Source organism: Wolbachia endosymbiont of Oedothorax gibbosus, from assembly GCF_936270145.1.
Classification (GTDB): Bacteria; Pseudomonadota; Alphaproteobacteria; order Rickettsiales; family Anaplasmataceae; genus Wolbachia.
The window spans coordinates 1,292,022-1,315,703 of sequence record NZ_OW370537.1; the positions used below are offsets into that span (position 1 = coordinate 1,292,022).

Annotated in this window: 16 protein-coding genes, 1 tRNA gene and 3 pseudogenes; 6 read left to right on the forward strand and 14 right to left on the reverse strand. The window is 34.9% G+C overall.

Annotated features, from left to right (window positions below; all coding sequences use genetic code 11):
- Nucleotides 1-14 precede the first annotated feature (14 nt).
- The gene (gene trpS, locus NBW37_RS06310) at nucleotides 15-1,013 is read left to right on the forward strand and encodes a tryptophan--tRNA ligase (RefSeq protein WP_250296179.1); all 999 of its coding nucleotides are present in this window, start codon (nucleotides 15-17) and stop codon (nucleotides 1,011-1,013) included.
- Nucleotides 1,014-1,068: 55 nt separating this feature from the next.
- Here trpS and NBW37_RS07905 read toward each other — a convergent pair.
- Nucleotides 1,069-1,405: pseudogene (locus NBW37_RS07905) on the reverse strand (IS5 family transposase); the annotation flags it as partial.
- Between the two features lie 210 nt (nucleotides 1,406-1,615).
- Between NBW37_RS07905 and guaB the strand changes: the two are divergent.
- Complete coding sequence (gene guaB, locus NBW37_RS06320) at nucleotides 1,616-3,109, forward strand: IMP dehydrogenase (RefSeq protein WP_250296181.1); 1,494 nt, start codon at nucleotides 1,616-1,618, stop codon at nucleotides 3,107-3,109.
- A 56-nt stretch (nucleotides 3,110-3,165) separates the two neighbouring features.
- On the opposite strand, the pseudogene NBW37_RS06325 reads toward guaB, so the two are convergent.
- The 5 genes and pseudogenes from NBW37_RS06325 to NBW37_RS06350 form a co-directional block, all read right to left on the reverse strand.
- Nucleotides 3,166-3,368: pseudogene (locus tag NBW37_RS06325) on the reverse strand (IS481 family transposase); the annotation flags it as partial.
- Between the two features lie 323 nt (nucleotides 3,369-3,691).
- On the reverse strand, nucleotides 3,692-5,248 hold the full coding sequence (gpmI, locus tag NBW37_RS06330; RefSeq protein WP_250296182.1) for a 2,3-bisphosphoglycerate-independent phosphoglycerate mutase: 1,557 nt from the start codon (nucleotides 5,246-5,248) through the stop codon (nucleotides 3,692-3,694).
- A 33-nt stretch (nucleotides 5,249-5,281) separates the two neighbouring features.
- Nucleotides 5,282-5,353: transfer RNA gene (locus tag NBW37_RS06335), tRNA-Asn, on the reverse strand.
- 632 nt (nucleotides 5,354-5,985) lie between these two features.
- Complete coding sequence (gene purH, locus NBW37_RS06340; protein ID WP_250296183.1) at nucleotides 5,986-7,497, reverse strand: bifunctional phosphoribosylaminoimidazolecarboxamide formyltransferase/IMP cyclohydrolase; 1,512 nt, start codon at nucleotides 7,495-7,497, stop codon at nucleotides 5,986-5,988.
- A 297-nt stretch (nucleotides 7,498-7,794) separates the two neighbouring features.
- A complete protein-coding gene (locus tag NBW37_RS06350) occupies nucleotides 7,795-8,292 on the reverse strand; it encodes an RDD family protein (RefSeq protein ID WP_250296185.1) in 498 nt (165 codons plus the stop codon).
- A gap of 156 nt (nucleotides 8,293-8,448) precedes the next feature.
- On the opposite strand from NBW37_RS06350, the gene icd reads away from it, so the two are divergent.
- Complete coding sequence (gene icd / locus NBW37_RS06355; RefSeq protein ID WP_250296186.1) at nucleotides 8,449-9,876, forward strand: isocitrate dehydrogenase; 1,428 nt, start codon at nucleotides 8,449-8,451, stop codon at nucleotides 9,874-9,876.
- 28 nt (nucleotides 9,877-9,904) lie between these two features.
- On the opposite strand, the pseudogene NBW37_RS07910 reads toward icd, so the two are convergent.
- The 5 genes and pseudogenes from NBW37_RS07910 to NBW37_RS06375 form a co-directional block, all read right to left on the reverse strand.
- Nucleotides 9,905-10,155 (reverse strand): annotated as a pseudogene (locus NBW37_RS07910) (IS5 family transposase); the annotation flags it as partial.
- A 111-nt stretch (nucleotides 10,156-10,266) separates the two neighbouring features.
- Nucleotides 10,267-11,154, reverse strand: a complete 888-nt coding sequence (locus NBW37_RS06360; protein ID WP_250296187.1) for an aspartate carbamoyltransferase catalytic subunit — start codon at nucleotides 11,152-11,154, stop codon at nucleotides 10,267-10,269.
- 104 nt (nucleotides 11,155-11,258) lie between these two features.
- Nucleotides 11,259-12,284: an extracellular solute-binding protein gene (locus NBW37_RS06365; RefSeq protein ID WP_250296188.1), complete on the reverse strand. Its 1,026-nt coding sequence runs from the start codon at nucleotides 12,282-12,284 to the stop codon at nucleotides 11,259-11,261.
- Between the two features lie 933 nt (nucleotides 12,285-13,217).
- Nucleotides 13,218-14,561: a signal recognition particle protein gene (ffh, locus tag NBW37_RS06370; RefSeq protein ID WP_250296189.1), complete on the reverse strand. Its 1,344-nt coding sequence runs from the start codon at nucleotides 14,559-14,561 to the stop codon at nucleotides 13,218-13,220.
- Nucleotides 14,546-16,105 carry a proton-conducting transporter transmembrane domain-containing protein gene (locus NBW37_RS06375; RefSeq protein WP_250296190.1) on the reverse strand — a complete coding sequence of 520 codons (1,560 nt, stop codon included), beginning with the start codon at nucleotides 16,103-16,105 and terminating at the stop codon, nucleotides 14,546-14,548. Before NBW37_RS06375 ends, ffh begins: the two co-directional genes overlap by 16 nt.
- Before the next feature lie 422 nt (nucleotides 16,106-16,527).
- On the opposite strand from NBW37_RS06375, the gene recJ reads away from it, so the two are divergent.
- Both recJ and nth read left to right on the forward strand, forming a co-directional pair.
- Entirely contained in the window at nucleotides 16,528-18,267 is a 1,740-nt protein-coding gene (recJ, locus tag NBW37_RS06380) for a single-stranded-DNA-specific exonuclease RecJ (protein WP_250297014.1), read from the forward strand.
- A gap of 245 nt (nucleotides 18,268-18,512) precedes the next feature.
- The gene (nth, locus tag NBW37_RS06385) at nucleotides 18,513-19,154 is read left to right on the forward strand and encodes an endonuclease III (RefSeq protein ID WP_250296191.1); all 642 of its coding nucleotides are present in this window, start codon (nucleotides 18,513-18,515) and stop codon (nucleotides 19,152-19,154) included.
- Between the two features lie 118 nt (nucleotides 19,155-19,272).
- Here the strand turns inward: nth and recF are convergent, their stop codons facing one another.
- The 3 genes from recF to NBW37_RS06400 all read right to left on the reverse strand — a co-directional run bounded on the left by recF (nucleotide 19,273) and on the right by NBW37_RS06400 (nucleotide 22,435).
- Nucleotides 19,273-20,352 (reverse strand): DNA replication/repair protein RecF, encoded by a 1,080-nt coding sequence (gene recF / locus NBW37_RS06390; protein WP_250296192.1) that lies wholly within the window; start codon nucleotides 20,350-20,352, stop codon nucleotides 19,273-19,275.
- A 22-nt stretch (nucleotides 20,353-20,374) separates the two neighbouring features.
- Nucleotides 20,375-20,842: a thioredoxin-dependent thiol peroxidase gene (gene bcp, locus NBW37_RS06395; protein WP_250296193.1), complete on the reverse strand. Its 468-nt coding sequence runs from the start codon at nucleotides 20,840-20,842 to the stop codon at nucleotides 20,375-20,377.
- 174 nt (nucleotides 20,843-21,016) lie between these two features.
- On the reverse strand, nucleotides 21,017-22,435 hold the full coding sequence (locus NBW37_RS06400; RefSeq protein WP_250296194.1) for a sensor histidine kinase: 1,419 nt from the start codon (nucleotides 22,433-22,435) through the stop codon (nucleotides 21,017-21,019).
- Nucleotides 22,436-22,500: 65 nt separating this feature from the next.
- Here NBW37_RS06400 and NBW37_RS06405 point away from each other — a divergent pair, with 65 nt between their 5' ends.
- On the forward strand, nucleotides 22,501-23,676 hold the full coding sequence (locus NBW37_RS06405) for an aspartate aminotransferase family protein (protein ID WP_250296195.1): 1,176 nt from the start codon (nucleotides 22,501-22,503) through the stop codon (nucleotides 23,674-23,676).
- The last annotated feature ends 6 nt before the right edge of the window (nucleotides 23,677-23,682 follow it).

Here is a 23,682-nt window from a genome sequence, read left to right on the forward strand (position 1 = left end):
GAGGTAAATGTATAATGACAAGTATTGTCTTTTCAGGTATCCAGCCAAGTGGCGTACTACATTTAGGTAATTATCTTGGTGCAATCAAACAGTGGGTAGACTTACAGGATAAATACAAATCTCTTTTTTGTATTGTCGACCTACATGCAATCACAGCAAATAAGCTTCCCGCAAGTGAATTAAAAAGTAATATTTTTAAAACAGCAGCAGCTTATATTGCATGTGGAATAGATCCAGAAAAGTCCATTATTTTTAATCAGTCCACGGTTAGTGGTCATGCAGAACTGGGCTGGCTGCTGGGGTGCTATACACCAATTGGTTGGCTTAATCGTATGACTCAGTTTAAAGATAAAGCTGGTAGCGATAAACAAAAAGCCTCTCTTGGATTATATAGTTATCCAGTACTTATGGCTGCAGATATATTGTTGTATCAAACTAAATACGTTCCTGTTGGTGATGATCAAAAACAGCATTTGGAGCTTGCACGTGATATTGCATCAGCTTTTAACAATCATTATAAGCTAGATCATTTCATCGTACCTGAAATCTTAACTTTGGATTGCGCATCAAGGGTAATGAGCTTAAGGGATGGCACAAGCAAGATGAGTAAATCTGACCCTTCAGAATATTCGTGCATTAACCTTGATGATACAGATGACTTAATTGTCAAAAAAATAGAAAAAGCAAAAACAGATTCAATTCTAGGCTTTGCTACTTTAGAGTGCCGACCAGAAATAAGCAATTTGATAAACATTTATTCAGTGCTTAGTAATGTAAATGTGGAAAAAGTGTGTGAAGAAGTGAACAAACATGACATGAAACACTTCAAAAAAGAGTTAGCTGATTTAATTATCAGTGTTATATCACCCATACGTGAGGAGATGAATGATCTTTTAAAAGACCAATTCCATTTACATGGAATATTAAAAAAAGGTACAAAGAAAGCAACAGAAATTGCAACCCATAATATAAAAGAAATCAAGGAGATTATTGGATTTGCTCAATATCTGTAAGGCCCAAAAGTGTGATGGTGCGAACCGTCATATCAACTATGTTTTTTTAACACTCCCTATCTGCATATAGTGCTTTTATGGCATATTTAACATCAGATTTCCCCAATGCTCCATAGTGATCAGCCATTACTGTATTTTGTAGCTATGACTTGTTTGTCAACATTATGTGCAATTTTCTTACTTGTGTATAGCTGCGATACTCTCTATCTTTGCTATTTTCTTTGCTGTGTGTTGTTGTATATACTAATTCCTGTACTGCCTATGGCAATTTCGATATCTTCCATGTTATTTTCTGCAATCATTGATCTTAATATCAAGTTTCTTTTGATGCTTGTGAATAGCTGATAACCTGCAAATTTTCCTATCTGTTCAATGTATCCCTCTAAAATCCCACTCAAACTTATCCTTAAATCGTCATTTTATAATGAATTTATCAGTAATCACTAATTTTTCTGCTGCTATGCAACAAAGCTATCCCAGCGTCACGCGCTGGAATGACAACTTAAGGTATCACCTATAATTACTAATCTAAAGCTGTAGCTAATTTTGCAAAAGCCCTATTGCAATTTAATTAATTGGCGTATAAGCTTTAAATAAAGCCTATGAAAAAAATGGAAGCTTGTTATTCATTCGACGATATACTTCTTTTGCCAGCCTATTCTAATATATTGCCTTGCGATGCAGATACAAAAACTTATTTAACAAATAATATAGAACTAAATATCCCTCTCATATCCTCTGCGATGGATACTGTTACTGAATCGGGCTTTGCAATAGCTATTGCCCAACATGGAGGAATAGGTTGCATACATAAGAATTTATCAATAGATGAGCAAATTTTAGAAGTGAGAAGGGTGAAAAAATATGAAAGTTGGATCGTGTATAACCCAATTACGATTTCACCGGATAAAACAGTTGCGGAAGCAATTTCATTAATGAGAGAGCACAATTATTCTGGCATTCCTGTAGTTGATCAACGCAAGTTAGTTGGAATTTTAACTAACCGAGATGTGAGGTTTATTGAAGACCAGAACATGAATGTAAAAGTTTCCGAAGTGATGACAAAAGATAAGTTAGTGACAGTGCGGGAGCAGGGAGTAAATAGTGCCTCAGCAATGAAATTGTTGCATGAAAATAGAATAGAGAAGCTTTTGGTCGTAGATGAAAATTCTTGTTGTATAGGTTTAATTACGGTTAAAGACATTGAAAAATACAATAGATACCCAAATTCATGTAAAGACAGTAAAGGGCGGCTCAGAGTTGCCGCTGCAATTGGCACTGGTAAAAAAGATGGTATAGAAAGATGTGAAGCTTTGATCGGAGAAGAAGTTGATGTAGTTGTTGTGGATACTGCTCACGGTCATTCCGAAAACGTTATCAATACCATTAGGGAAATAAAAAAGATGTATCCTAATACGCAATTAATTGGTGGAAACATTGCAACAAAGGAGGCTGCTGAAGCGTTGATTGATGCGGGTGTTGATGCAGTGAAGGTTGGAATAGGACCAGGATCAATCTGTACAACCAGAATAGTTACAGGCGTTGGTTTGCCACAATTCTCTGCAATCAAGCATGTTGCAGAGGGGTGTAGAGCAAGAAACGTAAGACTAATTGCTGATGGTGGGGTAAAATACTCAGGAGATGTTGCAAAAGCTATTGCAGCTGGTGCTGACTCTGTGATGATTGGTTCGATTTTTGCTGGCACTGACGAAAGCCCAGGTGAGATTATCATGTATAAGGGCAGAGCATATAAAGGCTATCGAGGAATGGGATCTATTAGTGCAATGAAACGAGGTTCAGCTAGCCGTTATTTTCAAGATAAAGACTCAAAACTCAAATTAGTTCCACAAGGAGTAGAAGGAAGAGTTCCATTCAAAGGTTCAGCTTCAGGAGTAATCCATCAGTTGATTGGCGGATTGCAAGCTGCAATGGGTTATACTGGTAACAGGAATATAGAAGAAATGAAGAAAAACTGCAAATTTGTGACTATTACTGCATCAGGATTAAGAGAGAGTCATGCTCATGATATAGTAATTACACAAGAAGCTCCAAATTATGCTTATCAAACGTCCAATTTGTCAACCGACTCAGAGTAAATCCTTCTTTCAATGTCATTCCAGCATCAGCTGCTTGCATGTGTAAAAGACAAGAATTAACTGACAGAAGAATTAAAACTAATATCAGGCTGTTGTTTAATGCTACTAATATTTTTTTGAAAAGCAATGTGTTTACTATCCAAAAAGTTTGCATAGGATAGCAGTATTTGTCTCATTGTAAGAACGCAACCAATGATCAATATTAATCTGTCAAAGAATAGTAGATTTTCTTTCTAAAGATAATATTGTAACACTCATTAAAGATACCCGTGATTTTTTATGCACTCTGGTTTTTCCTGTTCTAAGCAGTAAAACTGTTAGTATCACACCTATGTAACGCATAAATTTTCCCTCTTATTGAATACTCCAACATATCAGAGTACCAGTTGGTCCATTCTCCTATACGCTGGTCACCAAATTTTATGGGCCACACCGGTGGCAGAATCTGGGTAACGAGGTCTTCTTCCTATACTCCATAATAAGAATAGAAAGTGCCTCAGCAACCTGCCCCTTTCCATTCTGAGAAGCTATTATCTTCTCATGCTTCCAACCAAGCAATATACCATCTGGGTAAGGTCAATTCTAGCTGGAATGACAGAGGGTAATGCAAGAAATCAATGAACTACCTGTCATTTCATCAGGCTTCTTAATTCCAAGTAGCTGTAAAATAGTAGGGGCGATGTCAGATAACCTTCCGTCTCTTAGTTTTAGATTATCACAAGACACAATAAATGGCACTTTATTTAGAGTGTGTGCTGTATGAGGTGTATTATTTTCTTCATCGAACATACATTCCACATTACCGTGGTCTGCAGTAACAATTAATGCGGTGTTGCTTGACTTTTTAACAGCACTCAGCACTTTTGCAAGACAATCATCTACAGCTAGCACAGCTTTCTCGGCTGCTTTTATATTACCTGTATGTCCCACCATATCAGGATTAGCGTAATTTACAACTATCAGTGCGAATTCTTGGGAGTGAATTTTTTCTACAAGCTTTTCTGTGAGCTCAAAGGCTGACATTTCGGGCTGCAAATCGTAAGTTTGAACTTTTGGTGAGGGAATGAGTATTCTTTCTTCACCAGAGAAAGGTTCTTCTTTTCCACAATTGAAAAAGAAAGTCACATGAGCGTATTTCTCGGTTTCGGCGATGCGTAATTGTTGCAATTTATTGTCTGCTATTACCTGTCCTAAAGTGTTAGTAAAAGATATAGGAGGAAAAATATAAGGAATTTTAAGATCTTCTTTATATTTCATCATGCTTAAAATTGAAGAAAATGGTTTTCGTTTACGACCTTCTGTCGTACGAGTATAGATTCCAGCGTCACGCGCTGCTGATTGGTTTAGTAAAATACTTGCTAATTGTATCATTCGATCAGCACGAAAGTTAGCCAATAACACTCCATCTTCTGGTTTTATACCTTGATAATCACCTATTACTGCGGGCCTAATAAACTCATCAGTTATGTTATTTTGATAATTTTCATTAATCAACGATACTGCATTATCATGACGAGGTGCCTTTGCAAATGCGATAGCCTCATAAGCCTCAATTGTTCTCTCCCACCTGTTATCACGGTCCATAGCATAGTAACGCCCAGAAACAGTAGCAATTCTTATGTCATTTTCCTTTATACTCTCTGCAAATTCTTGAATGCATTTTTTCCCTGAATTTGGCAATGTGTCTCTGCCATCTAAAAATGCATGTATCACCACTTTGATTCCATGCTGTGATATTTTATTTGCTAAAGTTGAAATATGCTTTTGATGTGAATGAACACCGCCATCTGACACTAATCCCATCATATGGCATACTCCGTTCTTACTTTTTAGATTACTAATAAAACTTTGTAGATTTACATTGTTTTCTATCGTTCTAATCTCTTGATTAATGCGCTGAAGGCTTTGCATTACTACTCTACCACTGCCAATATTCATATGACCAACTTCTGAGTTACCTATCTGACCACCCGGTAACCCAACATCAGTTCCACAGGCGGATAAACTGCATTTTGGATAATTAGAGCTAATGTATTGCCAACAGGGTGGATTTGCGTTGCTAATAGCGTTGTATTTATTATTCTCTATTCCATTTCCCCAGCCATCTAGTATACATAAAACCACTGATTTAATGTTCATATAAAATCAACACTAGAATTTCACAGAGAAACGCTCCCCGGGCCGGATTCGAACCAGCGACCAATTGGTTAACAGCCAATTGCTCTACCACTGAGCTACCGAGGAATAAACCGTTTTTAATTTACCATGTCGAACGTTGGTTGTAAACGTTTTTTGTGTAGACTTTAAGTCCAACTGTTCACAGAAACGAAAAAACTTACTTGACAAACTCCGCCAGTCCCCTTATCATGAAAGTGAAGCTATATTATTTAACTTCCCAATCTGTGCAGATTAAAATGACAAGAAGACTTGTATTTGGCGTACTATTGTTTAATTTTTGCACTATGTGCATACTATGTCTTTATAAAAATTTGGGTTTTTACCCACATAAGCTGAAAAGCGCTTATAAAGCGTTTAAGACATCACCCAACGTCAAATTTTAAAATAAAGAGTGGAATAACTAGCTACTCCGGAGATTCTTTGTCTTTTTTTTCTGCTGGTAAATTTCTTAAACATTTATAGCTTAAGTTAGTTGCGTTTAAAAGCAGCTAAATTGCAGTGTTTAAGACTTAAAGAACGCCGATACTGAAAATAAACAATGACTAGGGCTTCTTTTGCCTTTTTTTCCGTTTGGTAAATTTCTTAATGTTTATGGCTAAAGTAACTTAGGTTCACCGACAATCGTCATCCCGCTACGTGTTAGCGGGATCTAGAGATACCGCGGCGGTATGACGGTTTGTGGCGGTATGACACAAAGCCTAATGAAAAAAACTGCGAACGCCAGTGAAAAACATAGCAATTTTATTTTCATTTGCAGCTTTTATCACATCTTGATCTTTCAGCGAGCCACCAGGCTGAATTATAGCTGTAATTCCATGTTTTGCGCTTTCTACTATGCTATCTGGGAATGGAAAAAATGCATCTGAAGCAAGCACCGCACCTTTACACTTTTCACCCGCTTTTTTCACTGCAATGTTTACACTATCTATTCTGCTTGCTTGTCCTGCACCGATGCCAATAGCACAACCATCTTTTGCTATAACTATTGCGTTGGATTTCACATGTTTACATATTTTCCAGGCAAAAATAAGATCTTCCTTTTCTTTTTCTGTTGTAGTGCACTTTGTTACTTGTTCTGCTTTTATCTTGTGATCATTATTTTCTTGCACCAAAAACCCACCAACAACATTTTTAGTTTGGTATTTCACATTTTGTTGAAAAGATTTATGAATAATCACTCTTAAATTTTTCTTTCTTTGCAAAATTTTTAGTGCCTCATTGCTGACTGACGGTGCTATCACAACTTCCAAAAATATCTCGTTTAATTTTTCTGCTAGCTTTAAATCTATCTCCCGATTTAAGGCAACTATGCCACCAAAACTGCTTACTTCATCACACGATAGAGCTTTTTCATATGCCTCCAAAGCATCATTACCAACAGCAGCGCCACATGGGTTATTGTGCTTTATTATCACTGCTGCAGGCTCTTTAAACTCAGAAATTATGTTAAGTGCGGACTCTATATCTACTATATTATTATAACTCAACTCTTTTCCATGTATTTTTTCCAGCGGATGTTTGGTAAATTGATTACTATAAAATGCAGCTTTTTGATGGGGATTTTCACCATACCTGAGTTCTTGTACTTTACGTCCATATAGTGCAAAAAACTCTGGCAACTCATTATTTTTACTCTGGGATAAAAACCAACTGTGAATATTAGAATCATAGTGTGCAGTGAGAGCAAATGCTTTGGTTGCTAAATATTTTCTATATTCCAATGTTGTTTCATTGTTATTTTTTATCATCTCAGCTTTTAGTGCTTCGTAGTCTTGAATGCTAGAAATAACTGAAGTAAAACGAAAATTCTTTGCTGCGGCTCTAATTAACGCCACTCCGCCGATATCAATTTGTTCTATAATTTGCTCCTCACTTGAATCGCTATTCACCGTCTCCCAAAATGGATATAGGTTGGTTATAAGCAGGTCTATTGGCTCAATACCTAGATTTTGTATTTCTGTTTTGTGCTTTTCTCTATCGCAAAGTATTCCTCCATGAATTTTAGGGTGTAAAGTTTTTACTCTACCACCTAGTATCTCTGGAAATTGTGTGTAATCTGAGACCTCTTGTGTTTTTATTCCGGCATCAGATAGTGCTTTATAAGTATTTCCCGTTGAAAGAATTTCTATTTGTTGCTGCATTAAAAATGATGCAAGATCAATTATATTCGTTTTATCGTATACTGATATTAAAGCTCTTTTTATTTTCATTTTTGTACAGAAAGTTTTTTAAGATTATATCTAAGGAAAGAAAATTTGTCTATATATAGCTACTACGTCATACCGCCGAGGTATCCACAACTGTACGAACATTGTGATACAAGAGACCAAGAAAGATGTCATCCCAGTCTGGGATCCAGAAAACTTCACTTTAAATGAGCACACCAGGTGGCTGTACAATGGAAACTGGATTCCAGACTGGAATGACAAGAAGAGGGCACTGGCATGACATCATCCTTTTTTCTGGATTCCAGACTGGAATGACACCCTTGAACTAAAAGAAAAATATCAACTAGGTTTATAATCTATCACTACCGTGTTTGCAATTTTGTCATGAAGAAACTGCTTACGTTGGTCAAATATTGCGAATATAAAAACTAGAATCGGTAAAATTGCAAACCACTGAGAAACATAATCAATTAAAAAAAGAAAAACAAATGATAAAGCTGCCTCAGAAATGCACCTTATTGTTGCTTGCATTAGAGTAACACTTTTAAATGTATTTGCATCTTTGACATACATACCACATAACAACTGTCCTGGAGTACCTCCCAGTCTTGTTATCATTAATATTTCTAATACTGTGTACAGCATTGATGTAAAGATTGTATAAGGAGATGTTAACTGTTTAATTTCGTCATGAAAGTTATCAACTCCGTGATTGCCAGATACTGCAATGTATAGAATGAATAAAGGAAAGAAAAATATGATATAGTCAAGTACTTCTGCTACAGTACGCCTTGTAAATCCTACATAATTTACTTTAACATTTATTTCAGTATCCATAACCCACCTATATTTTACTGACTAATATAATATTTTACTGACTAATATAAAAGTATTTTATTACATAACTGTAAATATACTAATTTGTGCAATATTAGCTGCTTGTGTCACTCTGTTATTTGAATTAACATTAAATCATTTATAACTAGGAAAGTTATGTCAACACCAATCACAGTTGCATATGGCGACGGTATCGGACCAGAAATTATGGAAGCGGTGCTGTCGATATTGCGCGAAGCAGAAGCGAAGATCTCAATAGATATTATTGAAATAGGAGAATGTATTTATAATAAGGAATGGTCTCATGGAATTTCTCCAAGTGGTTGGGAGTCAATTGAAAGGACAAAGATATTACTCAAATCTCCGACAACAACTCCTCAAGGTAAAGGGCACAAAAGCTTAAATGTAGCGCTCAGAAAGAACCTAGGGTTATATGCAAATATCAGACCGTGTATTTCGTATCATCCTGTGATAGAAAATAAATTCGATAAGTTTGATATTGTAGTAATACGTGAAAATGAAGAGGACGTTTACACCGGAATAGAGCATAGGCTCACTGGTGACTCTTACCAATGCACTAAAATTATTACTAGATCCGGCTCAGAAAAAATATGCAGGTACGCTTTTGAATATGCAAAAAAACATAATAGAAAGAAAGTAACTTGTCTTACTAAAGATAACATAATGAAAATGACTGACGGAACTTTCCATGCAGCGTTTGATCGTATTGCAAAGGAATACCAGGACATAAAGGCAGAACATTATATAGTTGATATTGGCATGGCAAAAGTTGCAACAGAACCGGAGAATTTCGATGTTATAGTAACCGAGAACTTATATGGCGATATATTATCGGACATTGTGGCGCAAACCTCTGGATCTGTGGGACTCGCTGGAAGTAGCAATATAGGTAATGAATATGCAATGTTTGAAGCAGTGCACGGTTCTGCTCCTGATATTGCAGAAAAAAATATAGCTAATCCTTCTGGACTTTTAAATGCTGCAGTGCATATGTTGGTCTACATCAGTCAAGTGAGTACTGCAAAACTAATTTACGATGCATGGTTAAAAACCTTAGAAGATGGAATACACACTGCCGATTTATATAAAGAGAAAAAGAGTAAACAAAAAGTTGGTACCAAAGAATTTGCAGAAGCTATTATAGAGAATCTAGGAAAGAAGCCTGCAATATTATCTGAGCTTACAGTCGGTAGCAGTACAAATAGCAAAATAAGTGAAATACAAAATAGCTATGAACAGGACTATAAAACCAAAAAGCTAGTAGGTAGTGATATAGCGCTTGCTTGGGACAAATCCAGCAACTTTGACCAAATAGTTAGGTTATTTGAATCAAGTAATCTGCAAATGATAGCAATATACTCAAAAGGTCTTGCGATTTGGCCAGGAAACTCAAAACCTTCAAGTGATCAAATAACCTGTAGGTTTATCGCAAATAATGAAAAGCAAGCTATTACAAATAGTGATGTAAATAACTTGCTAATCAAACTCGAGGAAAATAGCTTTGACGTGGTGAGAATGGATAAGTTGTATTTATATGATGGGAAAGAGGGGTTTTTCTCTTAATGATCGTTATATCAACTATGTTTTTTTAACACTCCCTATCTGCATATAGTGCTTTTATGGCATATTTAACATCAGATTTCCCCAATGCTCCATAGTGATCAGCCATTACTGTATTTTGTAGCTATGACTTGTTTGCTCAACATTATGTGCAATTTTCTTACTTGTGTATAGCTACAATACTCTCTATCTTTGCTATTTTCTTTGCTGTGTGTTGTTGTATATACTAATTCCTGTACTGCCTATGGCAATTTCGATATCTTCCATGTTATTTTCTGCAATCATTATCATCACACTTTGGAACCATACACCTAGCAGCCATTCTCAAAACATTTACAAGCCTTGTCATTTCATACCCACCTTTTTGCATTAGTTGTGTAGCATCTTTTGATATTAACAAGTCCTATAATAGTGCAGCACTGCCTTACGTATTGCCAATCCGGATTCTACTTGCCGTAAAATAACACAATCTGCTACATCACTGCTAATCTCAATCTCTCTATTTATTGGCCCTGGGTGCATAACAATCGCATTTGGTTTTGCGTATGATAGCTTTTGTGAATCAAGTCCATACAAATAAAAATATTCTTTCTCTGAAGAACTATTATTCATGCGCTCTTTCTGCAATCTCAAAAGCATAATTACGTCAGCATCCTTTATACCTTCAATTAATGAATAATGGACTGAATCTACTTCAGGAAAATGCTTACAAATCAAAGTTGGTGGTGCGACCAAGCTTATCTCTGCTCCAAACATTTTTAGCAACCTTATATTTGACCTTGCAACTCTGCTGTGCAGAATATCTCCACATATCACAACTTTGAGATCCTTTATTTGCTTTTTATGACTGCTGATTACAAGATAATCTGCAAGAGCTTGAGTTGGGTGTTCACTGCTTCCATCGCCTGCATTGATTAGCGAGCAGTTAACATACTTTGCCAGTGTATTAATGATACCACTACTTTTATGCCTGATTATTATGTAATCAGGATTCATTGCATTTAATGTTTTGATCATGTCTTTTAGATCTTCTCCCTTGTTAATAGAAGAAGATCTTATTGGCAAAGTTACAACATTTGCTCCAAGGCTTTTTGCTGCTATTTCAAAAGACGCAAGTGTACGCGTTGAATCTTCAAAGAATAAATTTATTACTGTCTTATTTTCCAAGATATGACCATTTGCAACTTCTTTTTTAAGGTACTGGCTAGCCAACTTAGTTATATTTTCAACGTCATCGACTGTGAGGTCTGAGATGTTTAACAAATTTCTTCTCTTGTTCATAGCTTCCTTTTTGAGATTATTCTACTTTCTTAATTATTATTTTTCAATTGCACAGTTGTGAAAGAACAAAATAGAGTAGAAGAAAGCTGTAAAACTAGAAAGTATTACTTCCATTTACACTCGTCCGCTATCATAACAGCCTCAAGGAGGTGTTTTTCAAGTTCACTTAGAGGCAAATCACTTTGTGAATACTTTCCCCAAGATTTTAATATATCAGAAGTTTCAACACCTTCAATAATAGGATATTCTTGGTTTTTCTTAGCATATAACTCCTGAGCCTGTTTACTTACTAAAAATTCCAATAAGGCTATAGCATTTTCCCTATTTTTTGCGTTTTTTGTTACTGCTGCACCACTAACATTTACCATTACACCGTAATCATTGTGATTAGGAAAAAAAACTCCTAGCTTGTCTGCAACATTCTTTTTATTTTCTGATGAAAGGATTCTCGCAAAGTAATAACTATTTACTATTGCAACATCTCCCTCACCAGCTGCTACGGCGTAAATTTGGTCTGTGTCACCACCACTTGGTTTTCTTGCCATATTGCTCACAATTCCGCTTACCCATTCTTTCGTCTTTTCAAAACCATTATTTGCAATCATAAAAGCAATTAACGATCGGTTGTATGGACTTGTGGAAGAACGCACTAATATTTTTCCTTTCCATTTTTCACTTGCCAGGTCTTCATAAGTACTTAAGTCTTGAGAGTCTACTGATTCTTTATTATAAACCAATATCCTAGTTCTTTTTGTAAGGCCAAACCAATAATCTTCACTGTCTCTAAATTTTGCAGGTATAGCACTTTTCAAAGCCTCTGAATCCACTTGAGACAAAAGCCCCCTTTTTTTTGCTAAAATTAGGTTCACTGCGTCTGTAGTTAAAAATAAATCAGCTTCACCACCGTTTTCTATTCGTGAAAGTAGCTGAGAATAATCATCAATGATGTAACGTACTTTAATGCCTGTATTTTTCGTGAATTCATCAAACAAAGTACGTACTAATTCCTCTTTACGTGATGAATAAACATTTACCACTTGCGAGTCATTAGTTCCGTCATTTCTGTATAAATAAGTAATAACTATCAATATAATTGCTATTAAGGATGTGAATATAAAGGCTTTTTTCATATTGGATAAAAAATAACTTCTTTCAGTTAAAGGTACTCAAATAGCGCAATCTTAGCAAGTATAAAATTCGTTAGATAAGTCATAAAAACTTCCTTCCGCCAGTCCCCTTATCATGAAACTGAAGCTATTGTATTTGCTTTCGCCAATCTGCAGATTAAAAGGTAAGGATTACTTAATGTATCGGCGTCTTATGTTCAATTTTTTGCAGTATATAGATACTGTATGTCTTTACAAAACTTCATCTACATCTAGATTTTTATCTAAATAAGCTGAACGCGCTTATAAAGCGTTACAAGACATCAAAAAATGCCAATACTCGACAGAGATAGTAAAAGACTAGCTAACTCGGGGATTCTTTGTCTTTTTTTCTGCTTGGTAAATTTCTTAAACATTTGCAGCGTAGGTTAGTTGCAATTAAAAGCAGCTGAATTTCGCTTGTCAAGCGTTTAGAATAAAAAAACGCCATACTTGAAAGTATAATGTAAGTAATTAGCCAACTACGGGGCTTCTTTTGCCTTTTTTTCTGTTTAGTAAATTTCTTAAATATTTATAGCTAAACGACAACCGTCATCCCGCTGCTTGTTAGCGAGATCTCTTGTTAGCGGATGAGATACCGCGAATGAATCGCGGTATGACGGTGTAGATAGTATCCCGCTGCTTGTTAGCGGATGAGATACCGCGAATGAATCGCGGTATGACGTGTTGAAACAATCCGATAAGGTAAGCCTCGTCATCCCGCCACGTGTTAGCGGGATCTATGCTAAGAGATACCGCGGCGGTATGACGTGTTGCTTGGGTCAGCTATAGTATTTCTTAAAATCAATAAAAAATTTCTTGACTAGCAAGAAGTGTAAATTTTTTTTGTGAGACTAAGCCGCTTTTGATATAGCTAAAGGTTTACTGATGATTTGTCTCATTCCACTACCTGCTGACTTACTTTCTGCTTAGCATATCCATCAAATCAGATTCTTTGAGTTTACTATGGTCAACTTTACTGAACTTATTTACCATAGAGCTCATTTGATTATACTGCTTAATCAGAAGATTAACGTCAGTTACACTTGTTCCGGACCCCTTAGAAATTCTAAGTCTTCTTTTGCCATTTAAAATATCTGGATTTTGCCTTTCTTTTTCGGTCATTGAGTTTATGATGGCTATATATTTTTTCACTTTATTGTCATCTGGCACACTGCTACTTAGCTTTTTTGTGAATGAACTAGGGATGAATTTCATTATGTTGCTAATGCCATCCATTTTACTCAGAGTTTTTAACATTCCCACTAGGTCGTTTAGGTCGAATTTACCCTTTTTTACTTTCTTTTGTAACTTATCAATTTCTTCCTGACCAACAATCTCAGCAGCTTTTTCAACCAATGATACAACATCACCCATGCTAAGTATCCTTTTTGCAATTCTATCGGGATAAAAATCATCGAGGTCACTTAATTTTTCACCACAAGCAATAAATTTAATTGGACAATCGGTGATCATTTTCATAGAAAGAGCAGCACCACCACGTGCATCACCATCAACACGGGTGAGAATAATGCCGGTTACACCTATTATCTCATTGAATGATTTGGCAATATTGACCGCATCCTGGCCTATCATTGCGTCGGCTACTAAAATAACTTCTGCAGGTGAAGCTATTTCCTTCACATCTTTCAGTTCATTCATCATATTATCGTCAATATGAAGCCTGCCTGCGGTGTCTAGTATTAATACATCATAATTATCATTCTTTGCTGCTGCCAGTGCCCTTTTTGTAATTGTAATGGGCTTCTCGTCTATTACTACAGGTAAAGTTTGCACATCTATTTGTTTACCTAGCACTTCAAGTTGTTTTTGGGCAGCCGGTCTATAAATGTCTAAAGAAGCGAGCATCACTTTTTTCTTTTGTTTTTTTAACTTTAAAGCAAGCTTTCCTGAGGTAGTTGTTTTACCTGCACCTTGTAAGCCCACCATCATAATCACAGCAGGGGGTTTAACTGCCAGATTTAAGTCACTTTTCTCTGATCCGAGAACTGCAACTAAATTATCCTGCACAATTTTGATTATCATTTGCGCTGGAGAAACACTTTTTATGACTTTTTCCCCAATCACTTTATCTTTAATGTCATTGATGAATTTTTTTGCAACTTCAAGTGAAACGTCAGCTTCAATTAAGGCCATGCGTACTTCACGCATGGCAAGATTAAAATCATCTTCAGAAATGATTGACTTTCCTCTCAGTTTACTAAATACAGAATTTAAACTTTCAGTTAACGATTTAAACATAATAGCATTAGTAGAATACTCATTAAAAAGAGAGAAGAAGCTGAAACAAAACTCACTGAGTTATAACTCAGCACTTCTTTAAGTTTAGTAATATTATTAAAGTATAAACCAACAAGTGGATTAGTCAAGTTTTGTACTACGCTGGCAAACATTTCTCTAGTTTTAGAGACTAACTGATTGAACAGCAAGATAATATAGGGTATGAAAGCTCTAAAAATCCAATCAACATCCATTTTAAAATTTACTCTCGGGTAAAATAACTTGCGTAAAGGAATAAACAATAAAGTGGTACATAGTAATAAATTAAATTGCGACCAAATATTTTTTGTGTTGTACGCAAGATTAAAAATTGAAGGCTTATTGTAAATAGGTAAGTAAGGATTGCCAGCGATTACGCATATAAATGCTAAAATAATCATAGTCATTTTGCCTCCCCTATCTGCTAAAGGTTTCGACTTACTTTTTGCAATAAATATGTAGTAAAGAAACTTGAGCCCCACGCTTAAATAAAGCAGTAAATTTAGAGTCTTGTATAAGTTTTTATACACTTCTAAATTAGCACTACTTGCTTCAATCTCGGCTGTAATGTATGATTTACTAATAAATCCAGCGGTTCCAGGAAATGCAGCCATTGTAAGTATTGCAATTATAGCACACATGCCTTCCACTGACATCAGTTTACCTACTCCATTAAAACTAATTGTTCTTGTTCGTGAAATAATCGAATTGCTGACCACAAACAATAATGATTGATAAACAAGAGAGAAGATTATATGCAGTATCAAAATTGGTATTGCCTTTTCCGAAGGGCTGAGTAAACCTCCTGCAATAATCAGTAAGCCCATTTGTCCTACAATATTATAGCATAAAAATCTGCGAATATTTTGCTCAAGAGAAGCAAATACAATGCTGTAAATTGCAGTGATGGCGCCTACAAGCGCTAATATTTCAGTACAATCTTGCCATAGGTTATAAGTGTGTAAAAGCATCACTAAAAAAGAGACTTTAGTGGTAAATAAAGAGAGATATGTAGTGCCATGTAGCGATGCAGTAGGATATGCATCAACAACCCAAAACGAAAAAGGAAAACAAGCGCAATTTATCAATAAACCCAAAATTATCAGGTTAGTGCTTTGAAGTGCTAATCCTATTATCAATACAACTCCAACCAAAAAGTGTACACAAGCGTACCTTATTGCAGGTCCACTATCTCTACAGCCAGCTGCGATAGTAAAAAATGCACTGACGGTCATTAATTCACAGAATATTATAACCAATATCATATGTTCAAATAAAACTGCATAAAGTGAACTAATAGTGTAAGCAGCAAAAGATAGCATCTCTGAAAAAGTCAAATTTTGTGCTGGTAGAACAGCTAAAAATGCAATTGATAGAAAAGATATTAGCATGATACGAAAAGATAAATCAAAATCTAGAATTGGGAGAGACCAATTTACTGCAATGCTCAAATTTTCAGGTAATTTTAGAACTATAACTATTAATACAGTCAGTAGAAGTAACAGTGACGATTTATAAAGTTGCACAATAATTTAAACCAATATGTTTTATGCTATCTCAATACATAAATAAAATCAATTTGCATATTAACCACTAATTAAACTAATTATCATATAATTACATCAGGGTTTAGAGGGTTATAGAGAAACCGGTCAGATTAGGTTTTTAATCTAATCTGACCGATAGCTTTAATAGTGAGGTAAGCTTTAATATAGCATTCTTAATTCACAATACTACACTCGTGCATAATTTATTTTTAATTTGTGCACGAGCGTTAGTAAATTATTTACTTTTTGAAATAAAATTTCGGTGCACTAATTCGACTTTTATGACCTTTACAGTGTTTGAAAGAATTCTTCAGTCTTTAACGCTTTTTTTCTGCAGAAGTCTAATACAATTATAGAACAAGCCTAAAAATTCTGGTAAAGTAGTGTTATTTACAAAGAATATGCTACTTGATATTGAAAAGCGCAGCATAACAAATGCATTGTGGAAGTTGCAAGAAGCAGATCAAAGGCAAATCTTAACTCTTACCCAGAGATTTGAGTTACCAGAAATATTAGCAAGAATATTGGTTACTCGTGGTATTAACATAGAAAATGCAAGCGACTTCTTATATCCACTAATCAGATCATTATTACCAGATCCCTTTCACCTTCTTGATATGGATAAAGCTGTTTCTCGCATAATAAAAGCAATAAACAATAACGAAAATATTGCAATATTTGGTGACTATGATGTTGATGGTGCAACATCATCAGCATTGATTAACAGGTACCTAAGAGCAATCGGTATACACTCTATAATTTACATTCCAGATCGTGTTGATGAGGGCTATGGATTAAACACAGATGCTTTATTACAACTTAAAAAGAAAGGAATTGATCTATGTATTTCTGTTGATTGTGGTACGCTTGCATATCAACCAATAGAAGATGCAAAGGCTTTTGGTCTTGATATTATAGTTGTCGATCATCACCTTGGTACAGAAAAATTACCAAGTGCCGTAGCAGTTGTGAATCCAAACCGCCTTGATGAGAACTCCCCTTATAACAATCTTGCGGCAGTTGGAGTGTCATTTCTGCTAATTGTTGCTCTTAATAAAAACTTACGTGAGCAAGGATTTTTTACCAACAAAAAAGAACCAGATTTATTTGATCTATTGGATTTGGTTGCCTTGGGAACTGTTTGCGATGTTATGCAGATTATAGGCCTAAATAGAGCATTTGTTTCACAAGGATTAAAAGTTATGTCAGCAAGAAAAAACGTTGGCTTGCGTGTTTTATTTGATGCTTTGGGAATCCTTGAAAAACCAAGTGTTTCGCGGTTAGGGTTTAGCATTGGACCGTGCATAAATGCTGGAGGAAGAATTGGAGAAGCATCGCTTGGTGCAAGGTTGCTTTCCACCGATGATGAAGAAGAGGCACATTCAATCGCGCTAAAATTAATAGACTTAAATCATGCAAGGAAAGTGTTAGAAAATGAGGCTCTCTCGGAAGCTACAATACAGGCGGAAAAGTCTGCGCAATTAGGTGTAAATTTTATAATGATAAGCGGCAATTGGCACCAGGGAATAATTGGTATAATTGCATCAAGGTTAAAGGAACAGTTTCACTTACCAGCAATAGTAATATCTTTAAATAATGGAATAGGAAAGGCAAGCTGCAGGTCAATTTCTGGAGTCGATATCGGTGCTGCAGTCCTCTCCGCAAAGTTTATAAATCTGATTATTGAAGGTGGCGGCCATAGTATGGCAGCAGGGTTTTCGATTGTAGAAGACAAAATAAATGATTTACATGATTTTTTTACTGAAAGATTTTCAAACTCTATAAATGAGAAAACTTTAAAAGCCGATGGTATAGTAACAGCTAAAACAATAAACTTGTCTTTATGGAATCAATTGCAACGCTTGGGACCATTTGGAGTTGGAAATCCTGAACCAAGGTTTATTATCCAAGGAGCAAAGATAAGAAAGCCTGAAGTTATAGGAGTTGACCATATAAAATGTTTTATTGCTGATGATAATGTTATGGTGAGAGCTATTGCATTTCGCTCTGCAAATACTCACCTTGGCTCTGCTATCATGCAGGGTAATATTAAAGCCGTTTTGGGTAAAATCTCTGTGAATTACTGGAATGGCAATGAATTTGTACAATTTTTGATAGAAGATGTATTAACCATCAGTTGAGTGACCTTACCCAGAAAAAGTAGAGAGGAAGTTAAACTGATTTTTACTATTGACAAGACGTATAAAATAATATACAGGCTCAAAATAGTTGGTTGTGGTAGAAGTTATGTTTTGCAGAGGTGGCAAGCGAATTTGCTGAGAGGAGTTTCGATAAAGTAAATACTAATGTATCTGATGTTAACACTGAACAGCCATCTAGCGATTGAACTTACACAGCAAACAGTATAGTATAAACTTTTAGCTCTATGCATGGATTCAAAAAAGTAGAACTGATATTTGAAAGATTTCAGCAATCAAATCCTACGCCAAAAATAGAGCTAAATTATACCAATCATTTTACGTTACTAGTCGCGATAGTTTTATCAGCACGGACAACTGATGTAAGTGTTAACAAAATTACAAAAGAACTATTTAACATTGCTGATAAACCGAAAAAGGTGCTGAGCTTTGGGCAAAACGAGCTGAGAAAACACATAAGCAGTATTGGTTTATATAATTCCAAAGCAAAAAATATAATTGGGCTTAGTAAAATATTGGTAGAACGATACAACAGCAAAGTACCTACTGATTTCGATGATTTGGTGTCCTTGCCTGGAGTGGGGAGAAAGAGTGCTAACGTCTTCTTAAATTCAGGACTCGGCATTCCGACATTGGCAGTTGATACTCACGTTTTTAGGGTGAGCAATAGAGTTGGACTTGTGAAAGAAAAAGATGTGTTTAAAACAGAACAATCTCTTTTGAATGCAGTTCCAAAAAAATACCTACTTTATGCTCATCATTGGCTAGTTTTACATGGTAGATATGTTTGCAAGGCACAAAAACCTTCGTGTGAGACGTGTATAATTCATGATTTATGTGAATTTGAGCATAAAAGGTATAAAGTCTAGGTGTATGGTCCCAAAGTATATAGTGCACCCATTTGTCTAGACCATTTTTACTCGGATTAACCAATTTTTTTTGGTCTAATTTATGGGGTGCATTATAGTATGTGCTTTAAAAGAGGTGCTATTCATTTGATAATTCAAAGAACTTGAAAGAATAAAGATAGCTATTGAAATTAGCTTGATTTACATCAGTTATCCAAGTTTGACATTGAATGCTTAGCACTTCCTCTATTAACGCCTTTCTGTAATGTTTATCCAGATGAGACATTATATCATCAAGTAGAAGAAGTGGTGCCTTATTGTAATGAATACACCTTGCTTTTACACTGGATAAAATAATAGAAAGCAGTAATAACTTTTGTTCTCCAGTGGAGCACAGATTTATTGGTACATTTCTTTTTTGGCAAAAAACCCGAAAATTATCGTTATGTACACCAAAGGTTACTCTACCAGTTAATGAGTCTTTTTCTCTGTTTTCCTTTAGACGATTCTGAAAATATTCTGCAGTATCATTCAAAGTTAGCTGGCTGCTGAATTTCAAACTTGCCTTAGGAAAAAGCTCACTGGAATGGTTATCAATTGTGTCTTGTAATATCTTTAAAACAGATGATCGCATATGTAAAATACTAACTGCATTAACAGCCATTATGTTTTCAAGACTAGAGAGCCAATTTTCGTCCAAGATGTTCTCCCTTAATAGTTTACTTCGCTCACATTTAGCTTTTCTATATTTCATGTAGCAGCAAGTGTAATTTTCCTCAAATAGTGAGACTATACGGTCTAAAAATTTTAATCTATCACTTGGAGAATTAAGAAGAACATAGTCCATTTGTGGAATCAGCCATATTACATTGGATATTCTATATAGAGGTAAATAACTTGATTGCGTTTTTCCATCAATTTGTACTAATTTCTTATCAAAACTCTTTGCGATACCAATTGAATTAAAATCCATTCCATTGAAAAAATCATAGTGCACTGCCCAATCTTCATTACTAAATCTATTTTGTATCTCACTGGTTTTTGCTTTTTTCATTCCATTGCTTTTAGCAAGCAGCGAGATTGCTTCAAGTATATTAGTTTTACCAATACCATTTTTGCCAGTTATCACAACTGAGCTATCATCTGAATCCAATTCAAAGTTTGAATGGTTACGAAAATTATGTAATTTCAGCTTTTTTATGTAGCAATGGGTAGCCATTAACCTAAATAGTTTTTCTTTTTTATATTCTTTTTACTTCTTCCAGAACCTCATCAACATGTCCACTAACTTTTACATTTTTCCAGATCTTCACTATTTTACCTTTTTTATCTATTAAAAAAGTAGTGCGTTCTATTCCCATATACTTTTTGCCAAACATACTTTTCTCTACCCAAACACCATATTTTTCCAACATTTCAGCATTCTCATCAGAAACCAAAGAAAATGGCAGAGAATATTTTGCTTTGAAGTTAGCATGACACTTAACACTATCTTTTGATACACCAATTATCACTGTGTCAAGGGAAGAAAAATCATCTATTTTATCTCTAAAGCCTTTTGCCTCCATCCTGCAACCCGGAGTATCGTCTTTAGGATAAAAATAAAGAACTACATTTTTTTTATCAAAAAATTCACTCAGTGATAAATTTTCACCAGAATCTGTTGGCAAGCTAAAATCAGGTGCATTATTTCCTACTACTAACTCCATACCTTACTCCATTAATAACACTTCTATCTATAGTAGTATATTGTAGTCAGAGTATCAAATTTTATATATAGCTAACACAGATAAGATTCTCGATAAAGGGCTTATTGATAAATTTCTGCTTACCTTCTCGGCTTGCTACTTTTGATAAAGTAAGGCCATATCAAATAGGTCCTATTAAAAATCAATCGAATCTTCACATGTTTGCTCTTCATAAAAGAAGCTTAACGTTATCGTAGTACCAAGTTTTGCTTCACTTTTAATGTCGAAAGTTCCACCCATTAACTCTACTAATTTCTTGCTTAGCGGTAATCCGATGCCCGTACCTTCGTTTCTATACCCCGAATCTGCTTGGCCAAAAACAGACATAACTTTATATATGTCCTGCTGCATTATTCCTATTCCATTGTCATGAAACTCAATAGTTAATAAGTTTTTTTCTATATTTTCTTTTATCACCATTCTTATTAAACCATCTTTGGGGGTAAATTTGATTGAGTTTGATAATAAATTTATTATAACTTGTTTCATTCTCTTGGAATCTGCAATGACTAATAATTGTTTATTAGTCATCTCTTTTTTTAAATTAATCCCGGCTTCTTTTAATTTAGGTAATAGCATATTTACGCATGAATCTATTATTTTGTTCAGGTTAAACTTCACTTTTTCTACTGTTAAACTACTTGATTCAGCTTTAGAAAAATCGAGCACATCGTTAATTAAAGCAAGTAAATGCGTCCCTGCATTATATATATCGTCTGCATACTCCTTGTATTGAGAGTTGTCCATTGAACCTAAAGTTTCATTTTTGATCAACTCCGCAAATCCAATAATAGCATTAAGAGGTGTGCGTAATTCATGTGTAACGCTTGCAAAAAATTTTAGCTTATTTGCATTTTCTTGCTCTAATGCCTCTTTTATCTGCTGTAATTCAATGTTAGTTTTATGTTGCTTGGCTAGCATTTGGGTATTAGAAAAGTGCAAATAGAACATTATTAATATTAAAATTACTAATAATAAGCCTAAAAATGTTAAAAATAGGCCATATGCTATAACATAAGAATTATTGTAATTTCGAAGAATCTTCAAAAAAAATGATGGTTTAGCGCTATTTTCATGAAATACAGGGAAAATAGAAGTTAATGTATTTCCTATAGTATAAAATATTTCTTGGTTACTTAATAGTTCATCAATTTCATCGTTTGTAAGTAACTGTTCATAATCATAATCTTGAGTGTTAAAATTACTGAATATTATTCTGCCGTTTTGATCATACAGTATTAAGCTGAAATCCTTTACTTCGCTAACTGATTGTAATAATTCAGCACGCAGTTTTACCAATTGGTTTATATAATCGAAACTGTTGTATTTAATGTGATGCTTTTCTATTAGTAAATAATGGTATTTTTTTATTATGCCATTTTCCAGTACACTTTTTAAGTTTACACTTGAATCACGGTAAGAAGAAAGAAAATTACTCCTTAGTAAATAATTACAATATATCACACTGAATAAAATCATAAAAATCGATGAGAATAAGGCAATAACTTTTGTGTATTTGTTTTTCCCCAGTGCAGAAAACATTAGCTTATACATATCCTTCTTATTGTGAAACAACGGTTTTTATGTTATTAATAATAAAATTTAGCATATAATATTTTATGACAATTTCTCCTATTTTGCCAGTTTATTCTCCTGTTAACATAAATTTTTCTTATGGTAAAGGTATTTACTTGTATGATATTGACGGTAAGCGCTACATAGATTTTCACTCTGGAATAGCTGTTAGTAGCTTAGGTCATGCTAACTCGCGATTAGTTAATACCCTTAAATCGCAAGGAGAAAGGTTATGGCATATAACAAATACCTATAATATACCTGCTGCCAATAATTTTGCAGAAAAATTAATAAAAAACAGTTTTGCTGACACTGTATTTTTCTCAAATTCTGGATCAGAGGCAGTAGAATGTGGGCTTAAGATTGCTAGGATCTATCAAAACGGAAAAGGCAATAAAACCCGTCACAGAATTTTAACATTCCATGGTGCATTTCATGGAAGGACCTTCCTAACTTGTGCTACAAACGATAAACAGAAATTTTCTGAATTACTAAATCCATACATTGATTGGTGTGATAATATCGAGCCCAATATTGAGAGTGTAAAGAAAGCAATTTCAAGTGGTATAGGCGTTATATTAATAGAACCAATACAAGGGCAAGGTGGTATCAAAGTAATGAATGAAGTCTTTATGAAAGAGCTAAGAAAGCTGTGTGATGAAAATGACATATTGTTATTTTTTGATTGCGTGCAATGTGGTGCTGGTAGGACAGGAAAATTATTCGCATACGAACATATAGGAGTGGAACCTGATATATGTGCTCTTGCAAAGGGAATAGGTGGCGGGTTTCCGCTAGGGGCTTGTCTTGCAACTGAAAGGGCTGCTAAGTATATGGCGGTCGGTATGCACGGTTCCACTTTTGGTGGCAATCCGCTTGCAACCTCAGTAGGCAATATTGTGCTTGAGGAATTGCTAAGTCCTGGCTTTTTGAAAAATGTTGAAATTAGAGGTAAGTATTTAAAAAATAAATTAGAAGACTTAGCAAGTAAATTTCCAATAATAGAAGAAGTGAGAGGGAAAGGGTTAATGCTTGGAATAAAGGTGAAAGCAGACAATCAAAAGTTTGCAGAGGAATTAAGTTACCGCGGCTTGCTGACTGTTGGCGTAACATCAGATAACGTTGTGAGAATTTTACCTCCACTCATTATCACTGAAAATGAGATTGATGAAGGAATTGAGATTCTTAGACAATACTTATCTGAGAAATCTTCTGATTAGATTAAT